Source organism: Nitrobacter winogradskyi Nb-255, from assembly GCF_000012725.1.
Classification (GTDB): Bacteria; Pseudomonadota; Alphaproteobacteria; order Rhizobiales; family Xanthobacteraceae; genus Nitrobacter; species Nitrobacter winogradskyi.
The window spans coordinates 506,745-529,897 of sequence record NC_007406.1; the positions used below are offsets into that span (position 1 = coordinate 506,745).

23 protein-coding genes and 1 tRNA gene are annotated in these 23,153 nt (G+C 64.5%); 9 read left to right on the plus strand and 15 right to left on the minus strand.

All coding sequences use genetic code 11. From position 1 onward, the window contains the following. Positions 1 to 17 precede the first annotated feature (17 nt). Both NWI_RS02340 and NWI_RS02345 read left to right on the plus strand, forming a co-directional pair. Positions 18 to 1,220, plus strand: coding sequence for a divergent polysaccharide deacetylase family protein (locus tag NWI_RS02340; protein ID WP_011313781.1), 1,203 nt, complete (start codon positions 18 to 20; stop codon positions 1,218 to 1,220). Between the two features lie 128 nt (positions 1,221 to 1,348). Beyond that, positions 1,349 to 1,861: an RNA pyrophosphohydrolase gene (locus NWI_RS02345; protein ID WP_011313782.1), complete on the plus strand. Its 513-nt coding sequence runs from the start codon at positions 1,349 to 1,351 to the stop codon at positions 1,859 to 1,861. 183 nt (positions 1,862 to 2,044) lie between these two features. On the opposite strand, the gene NWI_RS02350 is transcribed toward NWI_RS02345, so the two are convergent. From NWI_RS02350 to NWI_RS02365, 4 genes are all read right to left on the minus strand, one after another. Continuing rightward, positions 2,045 to 3,535: a M48 family metalloprotease gene (locus NWI_RS02350; protein ID WP_011313783.1), complete on the minus strand. Its 1,491-nt coding sequence runs from the start codon at positions 3,533 to 3,535 to the stop codon at positions 2,045 to 2,047. A 264-nt stretch (positions 3,536 to 3,799) separates the two neighbouring features. Further along, complete coding sequence (locus NWI_RS02355; RefSeq protein ID WP_011313784.1) at positions 3,800 to 4,579, minus strand: thermonuclease family protein; 780 nt, start codon at positions 4,577 to 4,579, stop codon at positions 3,800 to 3,802. A gap of 75 nt (positions 4,580 to 4,654) precedes the next feature. Continuing rightward, positions 4,655 to 4,927, minus strand: coding sequence for a GlsB/YeaQ/YmgE family stress response membrane protein (locus NWI_RS02360; protein ID WP_011313785.1), 273 nt, complete (start codon positions 4,925 to 4,927; stop codon positions 4,655 to 4,657). 194 nt (positions 4,928 to 5,121) lie between these two features. Then, entirely contained in the window at positions 5,122 to 5,700 is a 579-nt protein-coding gene (locus NWI_RS02365) for a YidB family protein (RefSeq protein ID WP_011313786.1), read from the minus strand. 233 nt (positions 5,701 to 5,933) lie between these two features. On the opposite strand from NWI_RS02365, the gene NWI_RS02370 reads away from it, so the two are divergent. Beyond that, a tRNA-Arg gene (locus NWI_RS02370) sits at positions 5,934 to 6,010 on the plus strand. Between the two features lie 58 nt (positions 6,011 to 6,068). On the opposite strand, the gene NWI_RS02375 is transcribed toward NWI_RS02370, so the two are convergent. Genes NWI_RS02375 through NWI_RS02395 form a run of 5 tightly spaced genes read right to left on the minus strand, consistent with a single transcriptional unit; the run spans position 6,069 to position 10,683 of the window. Next, the gene (locus NWI_RS02375; RefSeq protein WP_011313787.1) at positions 6,069 to 6,926 is read right to left on the minus strand and encodes an ABC transporter permease; all 858 of its coding nucleotides are present in this window, start codon (positions 6,924 to 6,926) and stop codon (positions 6,069 to 6,071) included. Then, positions 6,923 to 8,125: an ABC transporter substrate-binding protein gene (locus NWI_RS02380; protein ID WP_011313788.1), complete on the minus strand. Its 1,203-nt coding sequence runs from the start codon at positions 8,123 to 8,125 to the stop codon at positions 6,923 to 6,925. The genes NWI_RS02375 and NWI_RS02380 overlap by 4 nt, the downstream gene beginning before the upstream one ends. A 55-nt stretch (positions 8,126 to 8,180) precedes the next feature. Continuing rightward, a complete protein-coding gene (locus NWI_RS02385; RefSeq protein ID WP_011313789.1) occupies positions 8,181 to 8,993 on the minus strand; it encodes an ABC transporter ATP-binding protein in 813 nt (270 codons plus the stop codon). Continuing rightward, a complete protein-coding gene (locus NWI_RS02390) occupies positions 8,990 to 10,093 on the minus strand; it encodes an acyl-CoA dehydrogenase family protein (protein WP_011313790.1) in 1,104 nt (367 codons plus the stop codon). Before NWI_RS02390 ends, NWI_RS02385 begins: the two co-directional genes overlap by 4 nt. Positions 10,094 to 10,110: 17 nt before the next feature. Then, positions 10,111 to 10,683, minus strand: a complete 573-nt coding sequence (locus NWI_RS02395) for a carboxymuconolactone decarboxylase family protein (RefSeq protein WP_011313791.1) — start codon at positions 10,681 to 10,683, stop codon at positions 10,111 to 10,113. Between the two features lie 322 nt (positions 10,684 to 11,005). Between NWI_RS02395 and NWI_RS02400 the strand changes: the two genes are divergently transcribed. The 3 genes from NWI_RS02400 (at position 11,006) to NWI_RS02410 (ending at position 14,214) form a co-directional block, all read left to right on the plus strand. Beyond that, positions 11,006 to 12,052, plus strand: coding sequence for a ligase-associated DNA damage response exonuclease (locus NWI_RS02400; RefSeq protein ID WP_041345318.1), 1,047 nt, complete (start codon positions 11,006 to 11,008; stop codon positions 12,050 to 12,052). After that, complete coding sequence (locus NWI_RS02405) at positions 12,049 to 13,833, plus strand: ATP-dependent DNA ligase (RefSeq protein WP_011313793.1); 1,785 nt, start codon at positions 12,049 to 12,051, stop codon at positions 13,831 to 13,833. The genes NWI_RS02400 and NWI_RS02405 overlap by 4 nt, the downstream gene beginning before the upstream one ends. A 75-nt stretch (positions 13,834 to 13,908) precedes the next feature. Further along, positions 13,909 to 14,214 carry a DUF6460 domain-containing protein gene (locus tag NWI_RS02410; RefSeq protein ID WP_011313794.1) on the plus strand — a complete coding sequence of 102 codons (306 nt, stop codon included), beginning with the start codon at positions 13,909 to 13,911 and terminating at the stop codon, positions 14,212 to 14,214. A gap of 120 nt (positions 14,215 to 14,334) precedes the next feature. Here NWI_RS02410 and NWI_RS02415 read toward each other — a convergent pair whose 3' ends face one another. After that, positions 14,335 to 15,429 carry a quinone-dependent dihydroorotate dehydrogenase gene (locus NWI_RS02415; protein WP_011313795.1) on the minus strand — a complete coding sequence of 365 codons (1,095 nt, stop codon included), beginning with the start codon at positions 15,427 to 15,429 and terminating at the stop codon, positions 14,335 to 14,337. Further along, the gene (locus NWI_RS02420) at positions 15,426 to 15,770 is read right to left on the minus strand and encodes a DUF952 domain-containing protein (protein ID WP_011313796.1); all 345 of its coding nucleotides are present in this window, start codon (positions 15,768 to 15,770) and stop codon (positions 15,426 to 15,428) included. The genes NWI_RS02415 and NWI_RS02420 overlap by 4 nt, the downstream gene beginning before the upstream one ends. A gap of 225 nt (positions 15,771 to 15,995) precedes the next feature. Here NWI_RS02420 and NWI_RS02425 point away from each other — a divergent pair, with 225 nt between their 5' ends. Continuing rightward, complete coding sequence (locus NWI_RS02425) at positions 15,996 to 16,622, plus strand: S24 family peptidase (protein ID WP_041345320.1); 627 nt, start codon at positions 15,996 to 15,998, stop codon at positions 16,620 to 16,622. A gap of 69 nt (positions 16,623 to 16,691) precedes the next feature. Here NWI_RS02425 and acs read toward each other — a convergent pair whose 3' ends face one another. From acs to tsaD, 4 genes are all read right to left on the minus strand, one after another. After that, the gene (gene acs, locus NWI_RS02430) at positions 16,692 to 18,650 is read right to left on the minus strand and encodes an acetate--CoA ligase (protein WP_011313798.1); all 1,959 of its coding nucleotides are present in this window, start codon (positions 18,648 to 18,650) and stop codon (positions 16,692 to 16,694) included. 160 nt (positions 18,651 to 18,810) lie between these two features. After that, entirely contained in the window at positions 18,811 to 19,224 is a 414-nt protein-coding gene (locus NWI_RS02435) for an EVE domain-containing protein (protein ID WP_011313799.1), read from the minus strand. Between the two features lie 2 nt (positions 19,225 to 19,226). Beyond that, positions 19,227 to 20,207: an NAD(P)H-dependent glycerol-3-phosphate dehydrogenase gene (locus NWI_RS02440; RefSeq protein ID WP_011313800.1), complete on the minus strand. Its 981-nt coding sequence runs from the start codon at positions 20,205 to 20,207 to the stop codon at positions 19,227 to 19,229. A gap of 14 nt (positions 20,208 to 20,221) precedes the next feature. Beyond that, on the minus strand, positions 20,222 to 21,295 hold the full coding sequence (gene tsaD / locus NWI_RS02445) for a tRNA (adenosine(37)-N6)-threonylcarbamoyltransferase complex transferase subunit TsaD (RefSeq protein ID WP_011313801.1): 1,074 nt from the start codon (positions 21,293 to 21,295) through the stop codon (positions 20,222 to 20,224). A 90-nt stretch (positions 21,296 to 21,385) separates the two neighbouring features. Between tsaD and hemC the strand changes: the two genes are divergently transcribed. Beyond that, entirely contained in the window at positions 21,386 to 22,336 is a 951-nt protein-coding gene (hemC, locus tag NWI_RS02450) for a hydroxymethylbilane synthase (RefSeq protein ID WP_011313802.1), read from the plus strand. Between the two features lie 4 nt (positions 22,337 to 22,340). Further along, complete coding sequence (locus NWI_RS02455) at positions 22,341 to 23,087, plus strand: uroporphyrinogen-III synthase (RefSeq protein ID WP_011313803.1); 747 nt, start codon at positions 22,341 to 22,343, stop codon at positions 23,085 to 23,087. Positions 23,088 to 23,153: the final 66 nt, after the last annotated feature.

Here is a 23,153-nt window from a genome sequence, read left to right on the forward strand (position 1 = left end):
GATGATTCGAGGGGGCCATGACCGATACGACGGACGATCTCAGCACGCCGCTGGGACAGAACCCCGCGCCCAGGCGCCGCTTACGGCTTCCTTTCTCGCTGCCTCAGGCCACGGGATTGTTGTTGGGATCGATCCTCGTCGTCTTCCTGGGTTTTGTTTTCTTCAATCACGATCCTCTCGGCGGTGAACCCAAGGCGCGGGTGGCGATCCGGCAAGCCCCGGTCAGCGACGACAAGCCCACGGCCATCCGGCCGCCACCGCAACAGCCGGACAGCGCCGCCGTCACCGCTCCATCTGCCAACGGACAGAAGACCATCACCATCATCGACGGATCCAGCGGATCGCGTCAGGACGTCGTGGTTTCCGGTCCAGGTCCTGATGCTGCCGACGCCGGATCAGCGAAGGCGGTAGTGGGGGTCGATCAGCGTCTGTTGGAGAAGTCGCGTCATGGAATGATTCCCGTTGCCGCCGCCGACGGGCTGAAACCTTTCAAGGCTTATGCGGCGGGTACCGAGGCGGATCGCGCGAAGGCTGCGAAGATGCCGGTGGTCGCCATCGTGGTCGGCGGTCTCGGCGTCGGTGCGACGAAAACCACCGATGCGATCATGAAACTGCCGCCAGCCGTGACGCTCGCGTTTACACCCTATGGCTCCGATCCGGGCAGACTGGTGGCGCAGGCGCGCGCGCAGCGCCACGAAGTGCTGTTGCAGGTCCCTATGGAGCCTTATGATTATCCCGACAACGATCCCGGACCGCAGACCCTGCTGACGACACTTGGCGCGGAGCAGAATATCGATCGCCTGCACTGGCAACTGAGCCGCTTTCAAGGCTATGTCGGTTTGACCAATTTCATGGGCGCGCGTTTTGTCGCCGCGGCTGCGGTCATGCAGCCATTCATGCACGAGGCGGCCAGGCGCGGTCTCGGATATCTCGACGACGGCGCTGCGCCTCTGAGCGTCGCGGGTCGGCTTGCGGAAGGGCAGGCCATGCCGTTCGCCAGGGCCGACCTTATTGTTGACGCCGTTCCGACCTCGGTGGAGATCGACAAGGCGCTCGCAAGGCTTGAAGACTTGGCCATGAAACGAGGCGTCGCCATAGGCATGACATCGGCGCTTCCGGTATCCGTCGACCGAATTGGCGTCTGGATCAAGAGTCTCGAAAGCCGTGGCGTGATGCTTGTGCCGTTGACAACCGCGATGCTGAAATCAAAATCGACCTAAAGCTCCAGATTGGTTGCACGCGTTTTCTTCACACCGACCGGTATCCAATTCGCTTGAAAACGCTATAAGATCAGCATTCGTATCCGTCCCGTTCTCAGAGCGGTGGAGGCGCACGGGGCATTGATGGAATGACACGTTACGACGATCTACCCTATCGCACTTGCGTCGGCATGATGCTGATCAACGAGCGGGGGCTGGTTTTCGTCGGTCGCCGCGCGGGCGTTGAGCAGGTCGATGACAGCTACGTCTGGCAGATGCCGCAAGGCGGCGTCGATCCCGGCGAGGATACGTGGCTCGCAGCGAAACGCGAACTCTATGAGGAGACCAGCGTTCGTTCGATCGAGAAGCTTGCCGAAATCCCGGATTGGCTGACCTACGATATTCCGCGTGTCGTGGCCGGCCGGGCGTGGAAGGGCCGTTACCGCGGTCAGCGCCAGAAGTGGTATGCGGTGCGCTTCATCGGCGAGGACAACGAGATCAACATCGCGAACCCCGGCGACGGTCACAAGCCGGAATTTACGGCATGGCGCTGGGAGCCGATGCAGAATCTGACCGGGTTGATCATCCCGTTCAAGCGTCCGGTCTATGAGCGCGTGGTCAAGGAGTTCGCGAGCCTCGCGGGCGCTCAAGCCGGAACATAACCCCAGATTCGTTAGAGATTTTTCGCTCTGATAATCGGAAGCGGAACTCTCAGATCTTGATTTGACGTGTTTTCTTCAACTGCGAACCATTTCGCTTGAACCGAGATCACATCATGATCATGAATCGGCTCGAACTCATGACGAGGGTCGTTGAAGTCCACCCCGGATGTCCGGTGACTCGCATCAGTCCACCACGATCTTGACCCGGTTGCCGACCTTGACCTGGGCCCGAGGGTCGAGGCCGTTGAGGACGCGAAAGCGCTCGGCCGGATGATCGACGCCCGCCATGCGGTGCGACAGTGATTCCACGGTATCGCCCGGTTGCACGGTGATCACCTTGATACGCAGTGGTCGCGCGGCCTGAATCTCGCCCAGCGTCAAGCGGCGGAAGGAAGCGACCGTTTCGCGCGCGTTGCGTTCGCTTTCCGTAGTCTTGCGGCGGGCGGCGAAGATGAAGCGGTAAACATCGCTGCCGAAGCGCAAGGCATAGACGCGGAACTGCCATTCCTCCCCGCTGGCGACCGCCGATGCCGCGGGAAAGCCGTTGATGGTCAGTTCCTCGGTCGACGCCTTGTTGACGTTTTCCATCCACCCCGAATTGAGGTACTCGGTGAGTTTCTGTTCCGCCGGCACCCGGACCACATCAAAGCGCATGGCCTGACTGCCGCCCTCGCGAATGCCGATAACCGCCTGAGCCGTGTTGTCCAGCGTAAAGGCTTCCGGCGCTTGGAAGGTAAAGCCCAGCTTGGGGTGCAGGAAGCGCCGGCCACGCACGAATCCCTCACTAGGGTCCTCGCCGTAAACGATATTGTCGATCGCGTTGAGATAGGTCTCGCGGTCCCGTTCGCCTTGCGCGGGAGCACTGTACTGGCGCGCATTGGCCTGCGCGTTCTGGACACGCTCCGGCGTTGCGGGATGCGACGACAGGAAGTCCTGCGAGCGGGGGTCCAGCGACGGCTTGCCGGCCTTAAGCGCCGCATTGCGCTCCATTGCAGCAAGGAAGCGGGCCGCGCCAAAAGGATCGAAATGGGCGCGCGCCGAAATTCCGACGCCGATTCCGTCCGCCTCGAATTCCTGGGCACGCGAAAAGCTCGCCAGCGTCAGTTTGGATTTGGCGAGCGCCAACGCCGTCAGATCCGGGTCGGTTCCCATCTCGGTCACGACGTGGCTGACGAGGGCGGCCTGCCGCGCCTGGTCCTCGCGGATTGTCGCGTGCTTGGCGAGAACGTGCGCCATTTCGTGCGACAGCACCGAGGATAGTTCCGACGTATCGTTGGCCAGCGCGACCAGGCCGCGCGTCACGTAAAGCTGGCCGGTCGGCAGCGCGAAGGCGTTCACCGCGCCCGAATTGAGGATCGTCACCTTGTAGGTGAGGTCGGGCCGTTCCGACACCGCCACCAGCCGCTCGACCGTCCGGTTGATCAGTGCTTCAAGTTTCGGGTCGTCATAGGCGCCGCCATACGAGGCGAGGATGCGCTTATGCTCGTGTTCGGACTTCGGAGTAGGGGCCGCCGCCCGCGCGGGCTTCACCGATTTGGCGGATGATGGAGAGGCTGTCTGGAACCGGGTGATGTCACCGCATCCGCCGAGGGCGAGCGTCGCGCAGAGCAGCATGACAGGCGCCGCCGAAAGGCGGATCGCTTCTGTCCCGCGCCATACTGGGCTCGCCGTCATGGCTGCAACGTTCTCCCTAGGATCGAAAATTCTATTCCAGCATTCCCGATCTGTTCAGCAAAACCCGACGGCAAAATGCCGACATCCCACCGCCGCATCTTACCACGCCAGCGCAGCCCCCGTTCTAAAAGTTGATGCTGGCAGAACCCCGTGTCCTTTGTCTATCGCGTTTTCGAACGAAGCGAATACCGGTTTGCATGAAGAAAACGCGTCAAATCAAGATTATAGAGCCTCGCTTCTGATTCCATCAGAAGCGAAAGGGCTCTAGTCGTCCTCCGCATCGATCTGCCCAACGCGGAATACCTCGATCCGCGGTCCTCCGCGCCGTTCGACCCAGCCGCGGACGCGGACCCGCCGATGTTCGAAAGACCTCGGCGCGACACCTGCCGCCTTGAAAGACGGCATGATGCGTTTTGAAATAGTCGCGGCAAAGTCTCGTGTCCAGCGTGGGCCGAAGTTGAGATACAGGGTTCCGCCAGCCTGCCTGATAGACCGGACGTGACCTTCCACGATCGTAAACCGACCGATACGCGTCAAAATCTCATCCGGACGTTCGGCGCTTTTGATCACGGACGATTCCGCCCAGATTCCCAGACGGCCCTGCCGCGCGACCGTCTCAGCCGCCGCAAGCTCCGCCGCGCAAGCCTTGTTGGTGACGTCAGCGGAGGCCAACGCTTCGCCGCGCGCCAGAAGCTCGCTCTGCACCGAACGCGCGGTGTGGTCGAGAAACAGCAAGCCGGTTTGCCGGCCATAGCGATCCGGATCATCGTGCTCGCCGCGCAGGATCACATGCTGGCCGATCAACCCCGCGAGGTTCGAGCGGCGATCATCCGATTTCAGCGCCACCACTTCGACGCCGGCAAGACGGACGTCGCGGCCATCTTCGAGGCGGAGCGTCCGTGCGTCGATGACAGCGCTGACGACGCCTTCACCCTGGATGTCCAGTTGGCAACCGTCGGCAAGCGCCGGCACGGTGGCGAACGATATCGCGGAGAGCGGCACCGCGAACAGGAGATTGCAAAAGCATCGCGGTACGGCCGTCATCTGACAGCCGCACCGTTCAGAACTGTCTCCTGATTTACCGGGACCCTCGGAGCATTGTCCGAGGGTCGGGTTGCGTTATCTTGGTCCGGAAATCGCACCGCGTGCGACCAGCCTGTTCCAGATGAACAGCACCACCACCGCGCCGATGGCGGAGGTGATGAAGCCCGCGCCCTGATCTGGACTGTAATGGCCGATCTGCTGCCCGATGAAAGTGGCGAGAAACGCACCGGCGATGCCCAGCACCGTGGTGAGAATGAATCCGCTCGGATTGTTCGGGCCGGGCGACAGGAATTTCGCGATAACCCCGGCGACGAAGCCGACAAGAATGATCCAGAGAATGCCGCTCATGACAAATGTCCTTCCTCAGAAATAGTCGTGGCGCTGAACGCTTCGCGCGACAGGCCGGTCGATGCGGCTGCACCTGTGGTGTGAGCCGCAATCCTAGAGCCTTCCGCTTTTGATAGAATCGAAAGCAGGCTCTATGATTTTGTTTTAACGCGTTTTCTTCACGCCAACCGGTGTCCACTTCGCTCGAAAACGCTCTAGAGCAATCGCGATAGTTCACTTTCGGTCGGAAGGCGTCCATCAGGTGTCAGATGGTGAACGACCTCGGGCAGATGCTTGCTCAATTCGGTGAGCAACTCATCCTGGGACAGCCCGGTCTGCGCGGTCAGCGCGTTGATCTGGTCGGCCCCCAGCGCGTCGGCGAGGTCGCGCGGCGCGATCTGCTTGTTTGGCCCAGGACCGACCCAGGAGTTCGCGGTTTCGCTATGGCCTTTCTTCTGAAGCTGGTTCAACAACTCGCCGAGACCGCCGCTGAGGACACTTCCGGCGGCGCCGCCCGCCAGCAGTCCGCCAAGTCCACCCTTGAGCAGGTCACCGAGGCCGCCAGTGCTGCCGGGGAGACCGGCGTTGACGGTGCGTCCGGGCGCGGGCGGCGGAGGTGCGGCGGGGCTGGGGTCAGGCTGGCCTCCGGTGAGGTGCTTCAGCGCCTTGTAGCCCAGCACGGCGAGGATCGCCAACGTCAGCGGCGACATGCCGCCGCTTTCACTTTCAGCGCCAGGCTGGCTTGGGCCGCGGGGCCCGTTCTGCATTCCGTTGAGGACGTCGAGCAAACCCATGATCGTCTCCTGATGACGTACCAGCCCGCGGCGAAAGATAATGTCGGCGGGTGAACACCACAAGACGCTTTTGGCCGGCGGACGCTATAGCCTTTCTGAAAAAGGCCCTGCCGCGCTTTGGAACGTATCGCGCGACGGCATCAGCCTCTTGAATCCGCAATCCGATTCGGATCAGATGCTCAGGGCTTGCCCGAGGCGCTGATGTGCCGGATAAGGGCAGGGTTCGGCAATCAGTCCCGGTAGCTCAGCTGGATAGAGCACAGGTTTCCTAAACCTGGGGTCAGGGGTTCGACTCCCTTCCGGGACGCCATTCGTTGAAGCTTCAGAGAAGATTTTTCTCACCCTGCCTTTTCCAGGGCGAGACAGCGTCAGGCGGCGCGGCTGCGGGTGACGGCTTGATAAAGCATCCGCGCTCCGGCATCGAGCAGGAAGCCGAGGACGCCGATCATCAGCACCGTGGCCATCAGCTCGGAATAAGCGAGGCGATCACGGGTATCCAGAATGAAGTAGCCGAGCCCTGCCGAGACCCCGAGCATCTCGCACGGCACCAGCACGATCCAGACGATGCCGACGGCAAGCCGCAATCCTGTCAGCACATGGCCGAGAACGCCAGGCAGGATCACGTAACACAGCGTTTCCCAGCGCGTCGCGGCGAGGCTGTCGGCAAGGCTGAGCCAGCTCGGCTGCAGCCGCCGCACGCCTTCGGCGGTGTTGAGCATAATCGGCCACACCGCGGCGAACGCCAGCATGAAATAGATCGGCTGGTCGCCGACCCCGAATACCATCACCGCGATCGGCATCCACGACAAAGGCGAGATCATGCGCAGGAACTGAAACGCCGGCGAGGTTGCGGTGTTGAGGCGGCTGTAGCTGCCGACCGCAAGCCCGACGGGCACGCCGATCAGCAACGCCAAAGCGAGGCCGATCAGCACCCGGCGCAGACTGACCAGAACATGCACCAGCAGATCCGGTTGCCCCAGCATGGTTACGAGTTCGGGGATGGCCGTGGTCGGCGAGAACTGCCGGATGAATCCCTGCGATGAGGCCAGGACATCGGTGCCGAGCCACCATAGCAACAGCAGCACGATCAGTCCGCCGATGCCGAGCAGGCTGTTTGTCAACGCCGGCAGCGTCAGCCATGGCTTGCCGCCGGCACGACCGGCGAAGGTCGCGGGGCCTGGAGGCGCGGAGCCGCTCAGGCTGCTGCCTGGCCAGCTTGTGCTCACGCCGCCACGACCTCGGTGCGGGTAAAGGATTCCGGCAGGTCGAACGCCGCCATGCCGCCTGCCGCGATCACCGCCTTCTTGACGAAGCGATCGTCGACGAGCTCGCGGCCGGCCGCCGCAGGATCGAGCTTGTCGAGGAACGCGCGGTCGCCCTCCACCAGCGTATCGCGCAGGCGCCGGATCAGTTCCTCGGTATAGCTCGGATACGGATAGGGCTGAAAATCGATCCGGCGCTCGCGCCAGTCCGGATGAATGATCGCGCCGGCCTTGATGTAGGCGGCATCGTCAGTCTCCGGCGGCGCCAGCACCTTGCTGAGAACCTCGACACTGTGCGGCGTGTACTGGTTGGGATTGTCCTTGGAGAGCAGCGCCGCCGTCTCGGCGCGATGTTCACGCGTCCAGAGCTGCGCCTTGACCATCGCGTTGACCGCGCGCTGCACCCACTCCGGGCGCTGTTGAATATCGCGTTCGTGCATGAACACCAGGCAGCAGGCGTGATCCTTCCAGACGTCGCCGGTGAAGCGCAGGATCTTTCCGACGCCCAGCGCCTCGCTCGCCGCGTTGAACGGTTCGGCGACGATGTAGCCGCTGATCTGCTTGGCGGCGAGCGCCGGCACCATGTCGGCCGGCGCCATGACAACGAGGTTGACCTCGTCGGCGGCTGGGGCGCCCGTGCGTTTCGATACCGGCTTCAATCCGTTTTCGCGCAGCAGGATTTGCAGCACCACATTGTGGATCGAGTACCAGAACGGAATGGCGACCGTGGTGCCGCCAAGCTCCCTGACGCTGTTGATGTGCGGCAGAACGCTGAGGCCGGAGCCGCTGGTGTGATTCCAGGCGACCACCTTGGCCGGCGCCTTGCTGCCGAAGCGCGCCCACACCGTCATCGGCGAAAGCAGATGGACGGCGTTCACCTGCCCGGAGATGAAGGCTTCCAGCACCTGCGCCCAGCTCCGCAGGCGCACCGGCTTTTCGGCCTTGATGCCGGCCTCCTCGAAGAACCCCTTGCCGTGCGCGACCAGGAGCGGCGTCGCATCGGTGATCGGTAGATAGCCGATGCGCAGCGGCACATCCGCTTCCCTGGCGCGCGCCTCATACGTTTTCAGAAGGGGCAGCGCGCCGCCGGCCGTCAGCAGCGCCGACAGGCGCAGCATCTGACGACGGGAGACATCATAACGGGAGAACTCGTCGATCGACATGGCCGGTCCTTTGATTCGTAAATCTGGTCGCGTTGGCGCCGGACGCGTGACCGGCTCAGTTGATGCGCCGCAGGGTCGCGCCGCGCAGCCGTGAAAGAATTTCGACGCGGATCGCGCCAAGCTCCGCGATGTAGTCCTCGCGTGGCGTCGGCAGGTCGATGCGCCATTGGCCGATCACACGCGCCGGCGTTCCGCCGAGCAGCAGGATGCGATCGGAGACCAACAAAGCCTCATCGATGTCGTGGGTGATCAGGATCGCCGCGGTGTGGAAATCGCGAACAACTTTCAGCAACAGATGCTGCATCTCGGTGCGGGTTACCTCGTCGAGCGCGCCGAAAGGCTCGTCGAGCAGCAGGATCTCGGGCTTGCGCGCCAGGCATCGCGCCAGCGCGGCGCGCTGCGCCATGCCGCCGGACAGTTGCGCGGGGAAGTAGCGCCGCGCATGCGTCAGTCCGACTTCACGGACCGCAACATCGACGCGGACCTTGCTTTCCTCCGGCGTCAGGTGCGGCTGATGCTTGAAATTGAGTCCGAATGCGACATTCTTCTCGAGCGACAGCCATGGCAGCAGGCTCGCGTCCTGAAACGCGATGGAAACGCGCGGCGGCACGCCCCGCAGCGGCTTGCCGTTCATCGTCACCGTGCCATCGGTCGGCTTTTGCAGTCCGCCGAGCACGCGCAACAGGCTCGATTTGCCGACCCCGCTCGGACCGAGCACGCTGACGGTCTCGCCGGCATCCAGCTCGAAGTCGAACGCCTCGACAACCGGTTTCAGTTGGCCGGGGTAACGCAGCACAACGCCCGCGGCTTCAAGAACGGCGACTTGGCGATCCGGTGCCGGTAAGATGGTTTGTGCGAGCGCGGTCATGCTGTCGCGCCGACCGCCGCGGGCAGTTCCTGAACGCGAAGCGCGAGCTTCAGTTGGATGAGGCTGGGCGTGAGCACCGGAATGAAAGCCGCTTCGCGCAGCCGGCGCTGGAAGCCCGCTCCGGGCTGGGACAGATAGGCCCGGCCGCCGGAGGCCGACAGTTCGAACTGCACGGCCTGCACCGCGATCTCGGCGAGGCGGATGCGCAGGCGGAACAGGCTTGCCGGGTGCTCGATGAAGCGGCCTCCACCCAGACCCTCAAGCAGCGCTGTTTCGGCGGTCGAGAGTTCGGCGGTGAGCGCAGCGACCGGCTCGCTCAGGATGTCGCGATCATTGCGGAGTCTGGCGGTTGCTTCCGCAAGCGCGCGGCGCGCCAGGCCGATCGACAGCGCGGACTGCATCGCCAGAAAAGCGGGCCTTACCTTCGGAAGCCACTCGGCCGCATGATGATGGATAATGCGATCCTCGCCAATCTGAACGCTCTCGATCTTGAGCGCCGCGGTGTTTGATCCGCGCATCGCCATCAGATCGAGGTCGGGCGAGCGTTCGAGGCCGGAATCGTCGGAGGCCAGCGCGGCGATAAAGGCAGGCGCGCCATCCGCGCCCTTGACAGCCATCGCGACGTCGAAACCTGTCGCGGGCAGGTTGGTCACCCACGGCAGATAACCGTCGAGCTGCAATGCTGTGCCGCTGCGCCGGGACTGCACCGACAGTTCCTCGATACCCGAGAGGAACTTCATCGCATTGGACAGGCCGGTGGCGCCGCCGCGCCGGCCGGCGAGAAGATCCGGCAGCAGCCTCTCGCGCAAAGCGGCGTTGGGGCTTTGCAGCAGATACTCGATGAACGTGCGATGGCCCCAGAACACGAAGCCCGCGGTCAGCGAGCGGGTCGAGGTCTCGGTAATGGCGTTGACGGCGTCGGCGACATGGCCGCCGTTGCCGCCCCATTGCACCGGCACGCCGAGGCGAAACAGGCCCCCGTCCGCGAGCTTCGGCAGAACCGATGCGGCCGTATCGGTCGTGGTGTCGAGATGAGAGGCGCTGGCGTCTAGCCAGGCTTCCAGATCGGAGGCTGCCAGATCGGATGTTACATGTGTCATGACGATGCTTTCATCCGTCACTCGGCGGCGACGGTGGTCGGATTATTCCACGCGTAAGGCTTGAGCTCCGGATTGATGTCCGTTTGCCCGAGATTGTTGGCGAAGTTGCACAGCGTTGCGAGACTGACGCCGAGCACCACTTCCAGCGCGTTGGCGTCGCTGAAGCCGGCGGCGCGGAACGCGTTCAATTCGGCGTCCTCGACGCGGCCACGGCTGCGGATCACGGCGCGGGTGAAGTCGGCGACGGCATTGAGGCGCGCATCCGGCCCGTGCACGCCATCGCGCAGCGCGTTGACGGCGGCGTCCTTCAGGTCGGCCTTTTTATACGCGATCGCGGTGTGACCGGCGACGCAGAAGCCGCAGCCATGAGTGATCGCCGCCGTGATCTGCACCGCTTCGCGTTCCGCCAGCGTCAGGCCGGCGCGCGCGTTGATGCCGCTCACGGTCTGATAGGTTTCCAGCGCGGTCGGCGCGTTGGCCAGAAGTCCGATCAGGTTGGGCAGGAAGCCGTTCGCCTTTTCGGCATTCTGGACTCGTTCCCTTGCGGCTTCGGGAGCTGTGACGGCGGTATGAACGGGCAGACGTGTCATGTACGCTCCACTGATGGCATCGACCCAAGCGGGCCGGCGCGAAGAGCGGCGATCACCTCTCGGTCAGGTTATGAAAATTTGATGTTATGATGGTGGAGCAGGCGTCCAGCCTGGACAAGCCGTCTGGAAAAATAACGAGAAACGGTCTGCTTTGCCGATCATCGGGAGAATGCGGCTATTCTCGCCAACGCGCTAAATGGGAGATTATTTCAAGGTCGGAGATGACGATCCCTCGCGCGTCTTCCGTCCTGGCTGCGCCCCTTTTCCGCCGCCCGACCGATCGAAGGCTCGAACGATACTTGTGGCCGCTTATATGTCTCTCATGCGCCCGCAAGACATCCTGATGCCCGATGCCGCCGGACTATACTGCAAGCCTGGCGGCTTCCACATCGATCCGGTGCGGCCGGTGGACCGCGCGATCGTCACCCACGGCCATTCGGATCATGCCCGGCCCGGACATGGGGCGGTGCTGGCGACACCGGAAACGCTCGACATCATGCGGCTGCGCTACGGAGATGATTTCGCGGGCTCCGCGCAGGCGATTTCCTATGGACAAGAGATCAGGCTGGGCGATGTCACGATCAGGTTCCACCCGGCGGGCCATGTGCTGGGCTCCGCGCAGATCGCGGTCACCCATGGCGGAATCCGCATCGTCATCTCGGGCGATTACAAGGATGTCGGCGATCCGACCTGCACGCCGCTCGAGATCGTGCCATGTGATGTCTTCATCACCGAGGCGACTTTCGGGCTGCCGGTGTTCCGTCATGGCGATGCGGCGTCGGAAACGGGAAAGCTGTTGGCGTCGGTCGCGCTGTTTCCGGAACGAGCGCATCTGGTTGGCGCTTACTCGCTCGGCAAGGCGCAGCGCGTGATCGCGATGGTTCGCGCGGCCGGATACGACGCGCCGATCTATCTGCACGGCGCGATGGAGAAGGTGACGCAATACTATCGGAGCCGCGGCATCGCGCTTGGCGACCTGCGTCCGGCCAGGGGTATGAAGAAAGCCGATTTCGCGGGCACCATCACCCTGGCTCCGCCCTCGGCCACGGCCGATGTCTGGACACGGCGATTTCCTGATCCGGTGAGAGCTTTCGCCTCGGGCTGGATGCGCGTGCGTGCGCGTGCGCGGCAGCGCCGCGTCGAACTGCCGCTGGTCATTTCCGATCATGCCGATTGGAACGGCCTGACACGCACCATCGCCGCGACCGGGGCGGGCGAGATCTGGGTGACGCACGGCCAGGAGGATGCGCTCGTGCATTGGTGCAGGGCGCAAGGTCTCGCCGCGCGCCCGCTGGCATTGGTCGGCTATGGCGATGAGGACGGCGAGCAGGATGCGGCGGCTTTCTCCGGCGGAGAGGACGGCTCGTGAATCGCTTCGCCGAACTTCTCGACCGTCTCGCCTATGAGCCCGGCCGCAACAACAAGCTGCGGCTGATGACGGCCTATTTTCGCGAGACGCCGGACCCGGATCGGGGCTACGCACTGTCCGCGCTCACCGGCGCGTTGTCGTTCAAGTACGCCAAGTCAGGTCTGGTGCGCGACCTGATCGCCGCGCGCGCCGATCCGGTGCTGTTCGCGTTTTCCTATGATTATGTCGGCGATCTTTCCGAGACGGTGGCGCTCATGTGGCCACAACAGCACCCTCCCGACGCCTCGTCCGTTCTCTCTGCCGCTCGCGGGAGCGGGACTGGGAAGGCAACGGGCACAGGTCACGTTCGTCATTGGCCTTCTCCGACTCTTACCGACGTCGTCACCACGCTGCGCACGCTCGGCAAGGCCGAACTGCCGGCGCAACTTGCGCGCTGGCTCGACCAACTCGACGAGACCGGACGCTGGGCGCTCTTGAAACTCGTCACCGGCGCGATGCGGATCGGGGTCTCCGCGCGGCTCGCCAAGACCGCCGTGGCCGCGCTTGGGAGCAGGGATGCGCATGATGTCGAACTGATCTGGCCGGGCCTCGCGCCGCCTTATCCCGATCTGTTCGCCTGGCTTGAGGGCCGCGGCGACAAGCCGGTCAATCGCGCTCCCGCGCCGTTCCGGCCGGTGATGCTGGCGCACGCGATCGAAGATGCTGACTTTGCGCGCCTGGATGCCACCGATTTCACCGCCGAGTGGAAGTGGGACGGCATCCGGGTGCAGGCGGTGAGGGGCCGCGATGAGCACGGCAATGTCGAGACGCGGCTTTATTCGCGCACCGGCGAGGACATCACGCACAGTTTCCCGGATCTGCTGCCCTCGTTGCGGCGCGAAGGTTTTGCCGAAGGATGGCTCAACGACTCGCGGGAACCGGTCCGCGGTTTTCGTCCGCGGGCTTTCGCCATCGATGGCGAACTGCTGGTGGTGCGCGATGGACGGGTGCAGTCGTTCAACGTCCTGCAACAGAGGCTGAACCGCAAGGCGGTGACGCCCAGGCTGATGAAGGAGTTCCCCGTTCGCCTGCGCGCCTACGATCTGCTCGCCGACGGCGACAATGATCTGCGCGAGTTGCCGTTTGAAGACCGGCGGCGGCGGCTTGTTGATTTCATCGCCGCGCTTGACGACCCGCGTATCGACCTTTCGCCGCAGGTCTCCTTCGCCACATGGAGCGATCTCGCGGCGATCCGCGCCGATCCGGCCGCGGCGGGCGCTGACGCCGAGGCTGTCGAAGGCATCATGTTGAAGCGCCGGGACGCGCCTTATATGCCGGGGCGCCCCAAGGGTCTGTGGTGGAAATGGAAGCGTGATCCGCATGTCATCGACGCGGTGCTGATGTATGCGCAGCGCGGCCACGGCAGGCGCTCGTCCTATTACTCCGACTACACCTTCGGAGTCTGGACCGCGGGAGAGGAGGGCGAGCGGCTGGTGCCTGTCGGCAAGGCCTATTTCGGCTTCACCGACGAGGAGCTGCTGCGGATCGACCGTTTCGTCCGCCGCAACACCACCGAGAGTTTCGGCCCGGTGCGCCATGTCCTGCATGAGCCCGATCAGGGGTTGGTGCTGGAAATCGCCTTTGAGGGCTTGCAGCGTTCGGCCCGGCACAAGTCGGGGGTGGCGATGCGTTTTCCGCGGATCAACCGATTGCGCTGGGACAAGCCACCGCGCGAGGCGGATCGGCTGGAGACGCTGGAGCGGATGCTGGCTTCCGAAGCCACCAGATCAAACGGCCGTTGACCGCAGAACGGTGGTTCCCCATCTGCCCCACACTGATTATGTTGCGCGGGTCCTTGTGCCTGCAGGAGAGCTTTGATGCCGAACGACGACACCCGGAATTTTCGCGCCAGCCACGACAGCCTGTCGCGTTTCCTGGGCGGCTCGCCGCTGGCGGTTGCATTTCGCCTGATCCTGCTGTCGACGCTGGTCGGCGTGATGCTCGCGGCGATCGGCTTCGACCCCTGGAATATCGTGCAAAGCATTCGCCTGCTGGTCGAACGGGTCTGGGATCTCGGCTTCGATGCGATCAACGGATTGTGGCGCTACTTCCTGCTCGGCGCCGTCATCGTGATCCCGATCTGGCTGCTGTCACGCCTGTTTGGCGCGCCGCGTGGGCGTTAGAGCATGATCCCGAAAAGTGGGCACCGGTTTTCGGACAAGATGATGCTCGATCGAAAAAGCATGATCCCGAAAAGTGGGTACCGGTTATTCGGATAAGATCGATTTCGATCGAACAGTTGGTTAAACCGGCCAGTCTTCCGCCGTGATGGTCGCGGCGTCGGCTCCGATGATTTCCGATAGCGAGTCGCGCCCGGTTCGCAGCAGCGTGGATGTCAGGTCACGCTTGATGGCGTCGACGAGGCCGAGGCCCTTGTAGACCAGCGACGAGTAAAGCTGGATCAGGGTGGCGCCGGCGCGGATCTTGGTCAGCGCCGCGCCTCCGGAGTCGATGCCGCCGACGCCGATCAGCGGAAACGCGCCCTCGGCGCGCACATAGGTCTCCGCCACCATCCGGGTCGATAGCTGGAACAGCGGTCGTCCCGACAGCCCGCCCTGTTCTTTCGCACGCGATTGATCGCGCAGCGTCGAGGGTCGCGCCAGCGTGGTGTTGCCGACGATCATGCCGTCGATGCGGCGCGATCGCGCGGTGTGAACGACGTCGTCGAGCTCCCCCAGCGTCAGGTCCGGCGCGATCTTGAGCAGCACCGGTGTGTCGCCGGCATTCTGCCGGACGCGCTCGCGGGCGTCGATCACCTTCGCCAGCAACTCGTCGAGCGCCGCCGCCTGTTGCAGGTTGCGCAGGCCGGGGGTGTTGGGCGACGACACGTTCACGGTGAAGTAGCTCGCCACCGGCGCAAAGATTTCGATCAGCCTGACATAGTCGGCGATGCGATTGGCCGAATCCTTGTTGGCGCCGATGTTGACTCCGACGATGCCGCCGGAATGCGCGCGGGCCGCGAGCCGGCGAAGCACGGTGTGGGCTCCGTCGTTGTTGAATCCCATGCGGTTGATGATGGCCTCGTCGCGCTCGAGCCGGAACACGCGGGGCCGGGGATTGCCGGGCTGCGCTCTTGGCGTCACCGAACCGATCTCGACGAAGCCGAAGCCAAGTTTCAGCAGCGCGTCCGGCACCTCGGCGCTCTTGTCGAAGCCTGCGGCGAGGCCGATCGGGTTGGGAAAGTTCAGGCCGAAGGCGCGAGCCGCAAGCTTCGGATCGTCGGCGCGCTGGCGTATCGGCGGCAGAAGCCGCAGTCCCTGGATCGCCATCCGATGCGCGTCCTCGGGATCGAGCCAGCGCAACAGCGGTAGCGAGAGGTTGTCGAAGGCGCGTATCACGGCGCAAGTTCCGGAATGTCGTGATATCCGTCCGCTCGCGCGGGCATATCCAGTACGGCCGTGACATGGCGCAGATCGAGCTCGCCATAGAGGTGCGGAAACGGTTCGCCTCCGCGCGAGATTTCCCAGCGCAGCGCTTCGCCCAGTCCATCGGCATCGATCGCGATCAGGAGCAGCCCCGTCTGGCCGACGAAGTGCTTGCGGGCCGTGCCTTCGACCTGGGTGGCGGTGGAAAAATGGATGAAGCCGTCGCGTACATCGTCGGCGCTGCCGCGAAAAACGCCGTCCCGCTCGGCCTGCCGCCAGGCCGAATCCGGGCAGATTTTGTAGATCGTGCGCACGCGTTTCCTGAGCCTGTCGTTGCGCCGCCCCTACTGGAAAGCGCATAACCCCATCGCCACTCGCTAAAATTGCGGCAGCTTAAGGGTGACCGTATCGACGGCTCGCCCGTACTTCAAGAGCCGCATTTTATCCGCGACACAATTGCAGGCTTGCTCCCGTTGAGGTAATAATTCCTAACTGTTGAGCGAACTCACCGCCGCGGAATCAGGACGCGCCTCATGGTCATGCTGACACACGCCCAGATATGGACGGCGCTGGACCGTCTGGCGGAGCGCGCCGGCCTGTCGCCATCGGGCCTCGCGAGAAGGGCGGGGCTCGACCCGACCACCTTCAACAAATCGAAACGCATCACCAGCGACGGGCGCGAGCGATGGCCCTCGACGGAGTCGGTGGCCAAGGCGTTGGCCGCCACCGGCACCGCGATCGACACTTTCGTGCAATTCATCGAAGACACGGAGCGAGCCGCCAAGGCGGTGCCGCTGCTCGGTTTCGCCGAAGCCGGCGCCGGCGGCTATTTCGACGATGGCGGTTTTCCCGTGGGTAAGGGCTGGGACGAGGTGGGGCTGCCTTGCGTCAACGACGAGCACGCTTATGCGCTGGAAATATCCGGTGACTCGATGAAGCCGGCCTATCGCGACGGCGATGTCATCGTGGTCTCACCGGGGACGCCGATCCGGCGTGGCGATCGCGTGGTGGTGAAGACCAGGGACGGCGAGGTGATGGTGAAGGAACTCAAACGCCGCACCGCCAGGACCATTGAACTGCAATCGCTCAATCCGAGCCACGCCAACCGCACGCTGCCCGCTTCCGAGGTGGAATGGATCGCGCGGATCGTATGGGCGAGCCAATAATCCCTTTCGCCTCTCCCGCTTGCGGGAGAAGCGAGGCGCCGGAATCGTTCCGTACGATCATGGCCCGGTCTACGCCACCGCGCCGTCTTTCCTGTTCTGACGGTTCCTGACGAGATCATCGACCACGGCGGGATCGGCCAGCGTCGTGGTGTCGCCGAGGCTGGACGGCTCGTCCTCGGCGATCTTGCGCAGGATGCGGCGCATGATCTTGCCCGAGCGGGTTTTCGGCAGGCCCGGCGCGAACTGGATCAGGTCGGGCGAAGCGATCGGGCCGATGTCCTTGCGCACCCAGGCGACCAGTTCCTTGCGCAGCGACTCGCTCGGTTCCACGCCCTTCATCAGGGTCACGTAGGCGTAGATGCCCTGGCCCTTGATGTTATGGGGGTAGCCGACCACGGCCGCCTCCGACACGCTCTCATGCGCCACCAGCGAACTTTCGACTTCCGCCGTGCCCATGCGATGGCCGGAGACGTTGATGACGTCATCGACGCGGCCGGTGATCCAGTAATAACCGTCGGCGTCGCGGCGGCAGCCGTCGCCGGAAAAGTACCTGCCCTTGTAGGAGGAGAAGTAGGTCTGCTCGAAACGGGCGTGATCGCCATAGACCGTGCGCACCTGGGCCGGCCATGATCTTGCGATGCACAGGTTGCCGCTGCATTCGCCTTCCAGGATATTGCCGTCGGCATCGACGATCTCCGGCGCGATTCCGAAGAACGGTTTCGTCGCGGAGCCGGGCTTCTGCGCGATCGCGCCCGGCAGCGCCGAGATCATGATGCCGCCGGTCTCGGTCTGCCACCAGGTATCGACCACCGGGCAGCGGCCGTCGCCGACCACGCGGTGGTACCATTCCCACGCCTCGGGGTTGATCGGCTCTCCGACCGAGCCAAGCAGGCGCAGGCTCGCGCGCGAGGTTTTCTTCACCGGCTCGTCGCCCGCCTGCATCAAGGCACGGATCGCGGTCGGGGCGGTGTAGAAGATGTTGACCTTGTGTTTGTCGATCACGTTCCAGAAACGGGACGTGTCGGGATAGTTCGGCACGCCCTCGAACATCATCGTGGTCGCGCCGTTCGCCAGCGGTCCGTAGAGAATGTAGCTGTGGCCGGTGACCCAGCCGACGTCGGCGGTGCACCAGTAGATGTCGCCGTCGTGATAGTCGAAGACGTACTGGTGCGTCATCGCCACGAAGACCAGGTAGCCGGCGGTGGTGTGCAGCACGCCCTTGGGCTGTCCGGTCGATCCCGAGGTGTAGAGAATGAACAGCGGGTCTTCCGCGTTCATCGGCTCGCACGGACATTCGCTTTCGACCACGGCCGCGGCCTCATGATACCAGACGTCGCGCGTCGGATTCATGTCGATATTGCCGCCCGTGCGCTTGACGACGATCACCCAGTCGACCTCGCCGTTGACCTTCTCGATCGCGGCGTCGACATTGGCCTTCATCGCGATGGTGCGGCCGCCGCGCAGGCCCTCGTCGGAGGTGATGATGACGCGGGATTTGCAATCGCGCAGGCGGCCGGCGATGGAATCCGGCGAGAAGCCGCCGAACACCACCGAATGGATCGCGCCGATTCGCGCGCAGGCGAGGATCGCGTAGGCCGCTTCCGGAATCATCGGCAGGTAGATGGTGACGCGGTCGCCCTTCTTGACGTTGCGCAGCCGCAGGATGTTGGCCATCTTGCAGACTTCGTCGTGCAGTTCGCGATAGGTGATGTGCCTGGACTGCGAAGGATCGTCGCCTTCCCAGATAATCGCGGTCTGGTCGCCGCGTTTTTCCAGATGCCGGTCGATGCAGTTATAGGCGGCGTTGAGCACGCCGTCCTCGAACCATTTGATCGAGACCTTGCCGAGTTCGAACGAGGTGTTCTCGACCTTGGTGAACGGCGTGATCCAGTCCAGGCGTTGCGCCGCCTCGGACCAGAATCCGTTCGGATCCTTGATCGAGCGCGCGTACATCTCGCGATACTTGGCGTCGTCGACCCAGGCCCGCCTGGCCCAATCCGCGCTTACGTCATAAATCTTGTCGGACATTGTTTTGCTCCACCGCGGGACCCGGGCCCGGAACCGAAGGCAGGTCCGTCTTCACCGTTGCGACGATTATGCGTCGCGGCGTGCGACGGCGACAAGCCGTCAGGTTGAATTCTCATTCAACTGTGTTGAGTCCGGATCCGGCCTGGAGAGTCGCGTTGCCCTATAACCCGCCCATCTCGCAGACCAGCTTCCATTCCGCCGGGGTCACCGGCTGCACCGACAGCCGCGAATACTTCACCAGCGCTATGTCGGCCAGGCGCCTGTCGGCCTTGACGGCGGCGATCGTCACCGGCGTCTTCAGCGGCTTGCTGGCCTTGATGTCAACGCAGACGAACCTGCCGGTCTTGTCGGTGGGATCGGGGTAGGCCTCGCGGATGATTTCGGCGATGCCGACGATCTCCTTGCCTTCGTTGGAGTGATAGAAGAAGGCCAGGTCGCCCTTTTTCATGGCGTTGAGATTCTGCCGCGCGGTGAAGTTGCGCACGCCGGTCCAGGGCTCGCCTTTGGCGCCCTTCGCCACCTGCTGCTCCCATGACCATGCCGAAGGCTCCGATTTCACCAGCCAGTAGGCCATCGCTATCCCTCCCCCCGGAACGGCCGCGTCAGCAGGTTGTCGATGGCGCCGTCGATCGTCAATCGGCCGGCGAGAATGGCCGCGACCGCCTGCGCGACCGGCATCTCCACGTCGCGGGCGGCCGCAAGTTCGAGCAGCGCCGGCGCAGTATGCGCGCCCTCGCTGAGTTTATCGCGCGGCGCGGGGTCGCCGCGCCCCAGCGCGATGCCGAGCGAGAAGTTGCGCGACTGCGGGCTCGAACAGGTGAGGATGAGATCGCCGAGGCCGGACAGGCCGGCCAGCGTTTCGCCACGCCCGCCGCAGGCGCATCCGAGGCGGACCAACTCGCTGAATCCGCGCGTGGTCAGCGCCGCCAGCGCCGACGCGCCAAGCTGTTTGCCGACGACGATTCCGGCCGCGATCGCCAGGACGTTCTTGGCGGCGCCGCCGATCTCGACGCCGCGGACGTCAGTCGTATGATAGGGGCGAAAGGCGGCCGAGCCGAGCGCGTGAACCAGCGCGATCGCCAGCGCTTCGTCTTTCGCCGCCAGCGTCACGGCTGTCGGCAGCCCCCTCGCCACGTCGTCCGCAAAACTCGGTCCGGACAGGATCGCGGGGACCGCATGTGGCGCGGCTTCTTCGATCACCTCGGTCATGAAGCGCCGCGTGCCATGCTCGATGCCTTTGGCGCTGGCGATCACGGGGGTTCCGGGCGAAAGATGCGGGGCCAGTGTGGTGATCGCCGTGCGCGAATGTTGCGCGGGCGCCGCGATGATGACGATATCGGAGCTGCCGGCGGCGGCGATGTCATGCGTCACGACGATGCCGCGATCGAGCGGAATGCCGGGCAGGCGTGGATTGTCCCGCGTCGCCGAGATCTGAGCGGCGGCGGCGGCATCGCGCGCATACAGCGTGACCTCCCGGCCCGCGCGTGCGGCGACGCCGGCCAGGGCGGTGCCCCAGGCTCCCGCGCCGATCACGCAAATGCGGTTGAGCGGTTTCATCGCGGCCACCGCCTTCAAAATCCGGCGCGGGTGTTGGCGAAGCCTGCCGGCGCCTGCGCATTGGCATCCAGCAGCCAGCGGGCGCGCGGCGGCGTTTCAAGCGAGTCCGTCAATCCCGCGGCAAGCCGTTCGGCGCCGGCCCATGCGATCATCGCGCCATTGTCGGTGCAAAGCGCCGGCGGCGGGATGATGAGGGAGGTCCGTGCCTTGGCGGCGACGCCCTCCAGCGAGGCGCGGATCGCCTGATTGGCGGCGACGCCGCCGGCGGCGACCAGCGCGCGCGGCCTCCCGAACCGCTCTTCAAAAAGCCTGAGGCCGACGCCGAGCCGGTCCGCGGTGGCTTCGAGCACGGCCGCCTGAAATCCGGCGCAGAGATCGCTGATGTCCCGCGGCTCCAGCGGATCGATGCGGGCAGCCTCGTTGCGCACGGCGGTCTTCAGCCCAGAGAGCGAGAAGTTGGCGTCGGGACGCCCGAGCATCGGCCGAGGAAAATTGAATCGCGTCGCATCGCCGCTGGCGGCGGCGCGCTCGACCTCCGGGCCGCCGGGGTAGGGCAGGCCGAGCATCTTCGCGACCTTGTCGAAAGCCTCGCCCATGGCGTCGTCCACGGTGGTGCCGAGCCGGACATAGTTGCCGACGCCGAGCACCGCGACGATCTGGGTATGCCCGCCGGAAGCGAGGAACAGGCAGTAGGGGAATTCGAGCCGGCTGGTCAGCCGCGGCGTCAGCGCGTGGGCTTCGAGATGGTTGACCGCAGTTAGCGGCGTGCCATGAACAAGCGCGATCGCCTTGGCCGTGGTCAGCCCCACGATGACGCCGCCGATCAGGCCGGGACCGGCGGCGGCGGCGACCCCCGACAACTGCCGGAAACCGACGCCGGATTCCGTCATCGCACGGGCAATGAGGCCGTCGAGCAGTTCGACATGGGCGCGCGCCGCGATTTCCGGAACCACGCCGCCATAGGGGGCATGTTCTTCGGTCTGCGAACGCACGATGTTGGAGAGAATCCGGGCGCTGCCGTCCGGGAGACGCTCGACCACGGCGGCGGCGGTCTCGTCGCAGGTGGTCTCGATCCCTAGCACCAGCATCGATCTATCGCCCCTATATATGGGCCTTGCGTTATTGGGCAAACCAGCGTTTCCCTGTTCCTTCTTCGCGTAGCATTATGGGGTCCTGGCGTGCAATCCTCGGACGAGACAGACATTCTGGCAACGATCGGTACTCGGGGCAGCCCGCTGGCGCTGGCGCAGGCTCACGAGGTGCGGGATCGGCTCGCGCGCGCGCATCAGGTGGCGCCCGAGCGGATCGCCATCAAGACCATCCGCACCTCGGGCGACGCCATTCAGGACCGGCCGCTGTTCGATGTCGGCGGCAAGGGGCTTTTCACCAAGGAGATCGAGGAGGCGCTGCTCGCCGGCACCATCGACTTCGCGGTGCATTCATCCAAGGACGTGCCGACATTTCTGCCCGACGCGACCTGGCTGCCCGCCTTTCTTCCGCGCGAGGACGTGCGCGACGTCTTCATCAGCCCGCACGCGGGTTCTTTGAACGATCTGCCGGCGGGCGCGACCGTTGGAACCGCCTCGCTGCGGCGGCAGGCCATGGTGCTGAAACTGCGTCCCGACCTGAAGGTCAATTCGCTGCGCGGCAATGTCGAGACGCGCTTGCGCAAGATTTCCGTTGGAGAAGCCGACGCAACGCTGCTCGCGCTCGCCGGCTTGAACCGGCTGGGATTGCAGGACAAGGCGACGCGCATTCTGGAGACCGACGAATTCCTGCCCGCGGTCGGGCAGGGCGCCATCGCCATCGAGTCGCGGCGTGATGACGACCGCATCAACGCGTTCGTGAAGGCGATCGGCGATCCTGAAACGGAAGTGGCGCTGAGCGCGGAGCGGAGCTTTCTGGCGCTGCTCGACGGCTCCTGCCGCACTCCGATCGGCGGCCATTGCCGCGTGAACGGCGACCGCATCGATTTCCGCGGTCTTATCATCTCTCCCGACGGCACGGAATTCTACGAGACCACGCGCGAGGGCGCGCGCGCCGATGCCGCCGCGCTCGGTGCGGACGCGGCGCATGAACTGCGCGAGCGAGCCGGTGAAAAATTCTTCACCCTGTTTGCCGGAGCGTGAAGGCGTGGCGGTTCTCGTCACACGGCCTGAACCGGACAATGAAACCACGGCGTCGGCGCTGCGTGCGATGGGGCGCGAGGCGTTGTTGTCACCGGTGTTGCGCTTCGAGGCGGCTGCTTTCGAAATCGACCGGGGCGCGAATTATGGCGCGGTCATTGTCACCAGCGCCAACGCGCTGCGCGCGCTCGCCGTCCATCCGGGGATTGAATCGCTGCTGAAGCTGGCCGTGTTCGCGGTCGGCCGTCACACCGCCGAGGCCGCGCGCCGGGTCGGCTTCCAGGATGTGGTGGCGGCGGCCGGAGACGCCGCGGCATTGTGCGAACTCATCGTGAAGCGTGTCCGCGCGAAATCCCTGCCGAAGGGCGCCAGGATTCTCTATCTCGCCGCGGCTGACCGCTCATGCGATCTCGCGGGGAAGCTCGAAGGGCACGGTTTGGCCGTCGTGACGACGACATGTTACCGGATGGCGCCGGTGGCGAGCCTGTCCCGCGAGGTCTGTGACGCGTTCGCCGCGCACCGGATATCAGCGGTGCTGCATTATTCGCGCCGCAGCGCCCGTGCGTTCCTGGATGCCGTCCGGATCGGGGGCGTCGAGATATCGGCCCTGGCGGTCCCGCAATGTTGCATCTCGGGCGCGGTCGCCTCCGTTCTGCGGGATGCAGGCGCGCCCCATGTGGTGGAGGCGAGCGCCCCGGCGGAGGAAGCTGTCCTGGAGGCGTTGGATTGTGCGTTGCGGCCGGCGTCGCAGTAAGACGTGCGTTACGGTCGTAATCGCGATAAACAGGGAGAAGGGGTCTCGAATCGATACTCGATGTGT

Excerpts from the sequence above, each read along its gene's own strand:
- NWI_RS02390 (WP_011313790.1), bottom strand. The coding sequence starts at position 10,093 with ATGACACATGTAACATCCGATCTGGCAGCCTCCGATCTGGAAGCCTGG.
- NWI_RS02410 (WP_011313794.1), top strand. The coding sequence starts at position 13,909 with ATGCCGAACGACGACACCCGGAATTTTCGCGCCAGCCACGACAGCCTG.
- NWI_RS02365 (WP_011313786.1), bottom strand. The coding sequence starts at position 5,700 with ATGGGTTTGCTCGACGTCCTCAACGGAATGCAGAACGGGCCCCGCGGC.
- NWI_RS02395 (WP_011313791.1), bottom strand. The coding sequence starts at position 10,683 with ATGACACGTCTGCCCGTTCATACCGCCGTCACAGCTCCCGAAGCCGCA.
- NWI_RS02355 (WP_011313784.1), bottom strand. The coding sequence starts at position 4,579 with ATGACGGCCGTACCGCGATGCTTTTGCAATCTCCTGTTCGCGGTGCCG.
- NWI_RS02345 (WP_011313782.1), top strand. The coding sequence starts at position 1,349 with ATGACACGTTACGACGATCTACCCTATCGCACTTGCGTCGGCATGATG.
- NWI_RS02385 (WP_011313789.1), bottom strand. The coding sequence starts at position 8,993 with ATGACCGCGCTCGCACAAACCATCTTACCGGCACCGGATCGCCAAGTC.
- NWI_RS02400 (WP_041345318.1), top strand. The coding sequence starts at position 11,006 with ATGCGCCCGCAAGACATCCTGATGCCCGATGCCGCCGGACTATACTGC.
- acs (WP_011313798.1), bottom strand. The coding sequence starts at position 18,650 with ATGTCCGACAAGATTTATGACGTAAGCGCGGATTGGGCCAGGCGGGCC.
- NWI_RS02340 (WP_011313781.1), top strand. The coding sequence starts at position 18 with ATGACCGATACGACGGACGATCTCAGCACGCCGCTGGGACAGAACCCC.
- NWI_RS02425 (WP_041345320.1), top strand. The coding sequence starts at position 15,996 with ATGCTGACACACGCCCAGATATGGACGGCGCTGGACCGTCTGGCGGAG.
- NWI_RS02360 (WP_011313785.1), bottom strand. The coding sequence starts at position 4,927 with ATGAGCGGCATTCTCTGGATCATTCTTGTCGGCTTCGTCGCCGGGGTT.
- NWI_RS02440 (WP_011313800.1), bottom strand. The coding sequence starts at position 20,207 with ATGAAACCGCTCAACCGCATTTGCGTGATCGGCGCGGGAGCCTGGGGC.
- NWI_RS02380 (WP_011313788.1), bottom strand. The coding sequence starts at position 8,125 with ATGTCGATCGACGAGTTCTCCCGTTATGATGTCTCCCGTCGTCAGATG.
- NWI_RS02435 (WP_011313799.1), bottom strand. The coding sequence starts at position 19,224 with ATGGCCTACTGGCTGGTGAAATCGGAGCCTTCGGCATGGTCATGGGAG.
- tsaD (WP_011313801.1), bottom strand. The coding sequence starts at position 21,295 with ATGCTGGTGCTAGGGATCGAGACCACCTGCGACGAGACCGCCGCCGCC.
- NWI_RS02350 (WP_011313783.1), bottom strand. The coding sequence starts at position 3,535 with ATGACGGCGAGCCCAGTATGGCGCGGGACAGAAGCGATCCGCCTTTCG.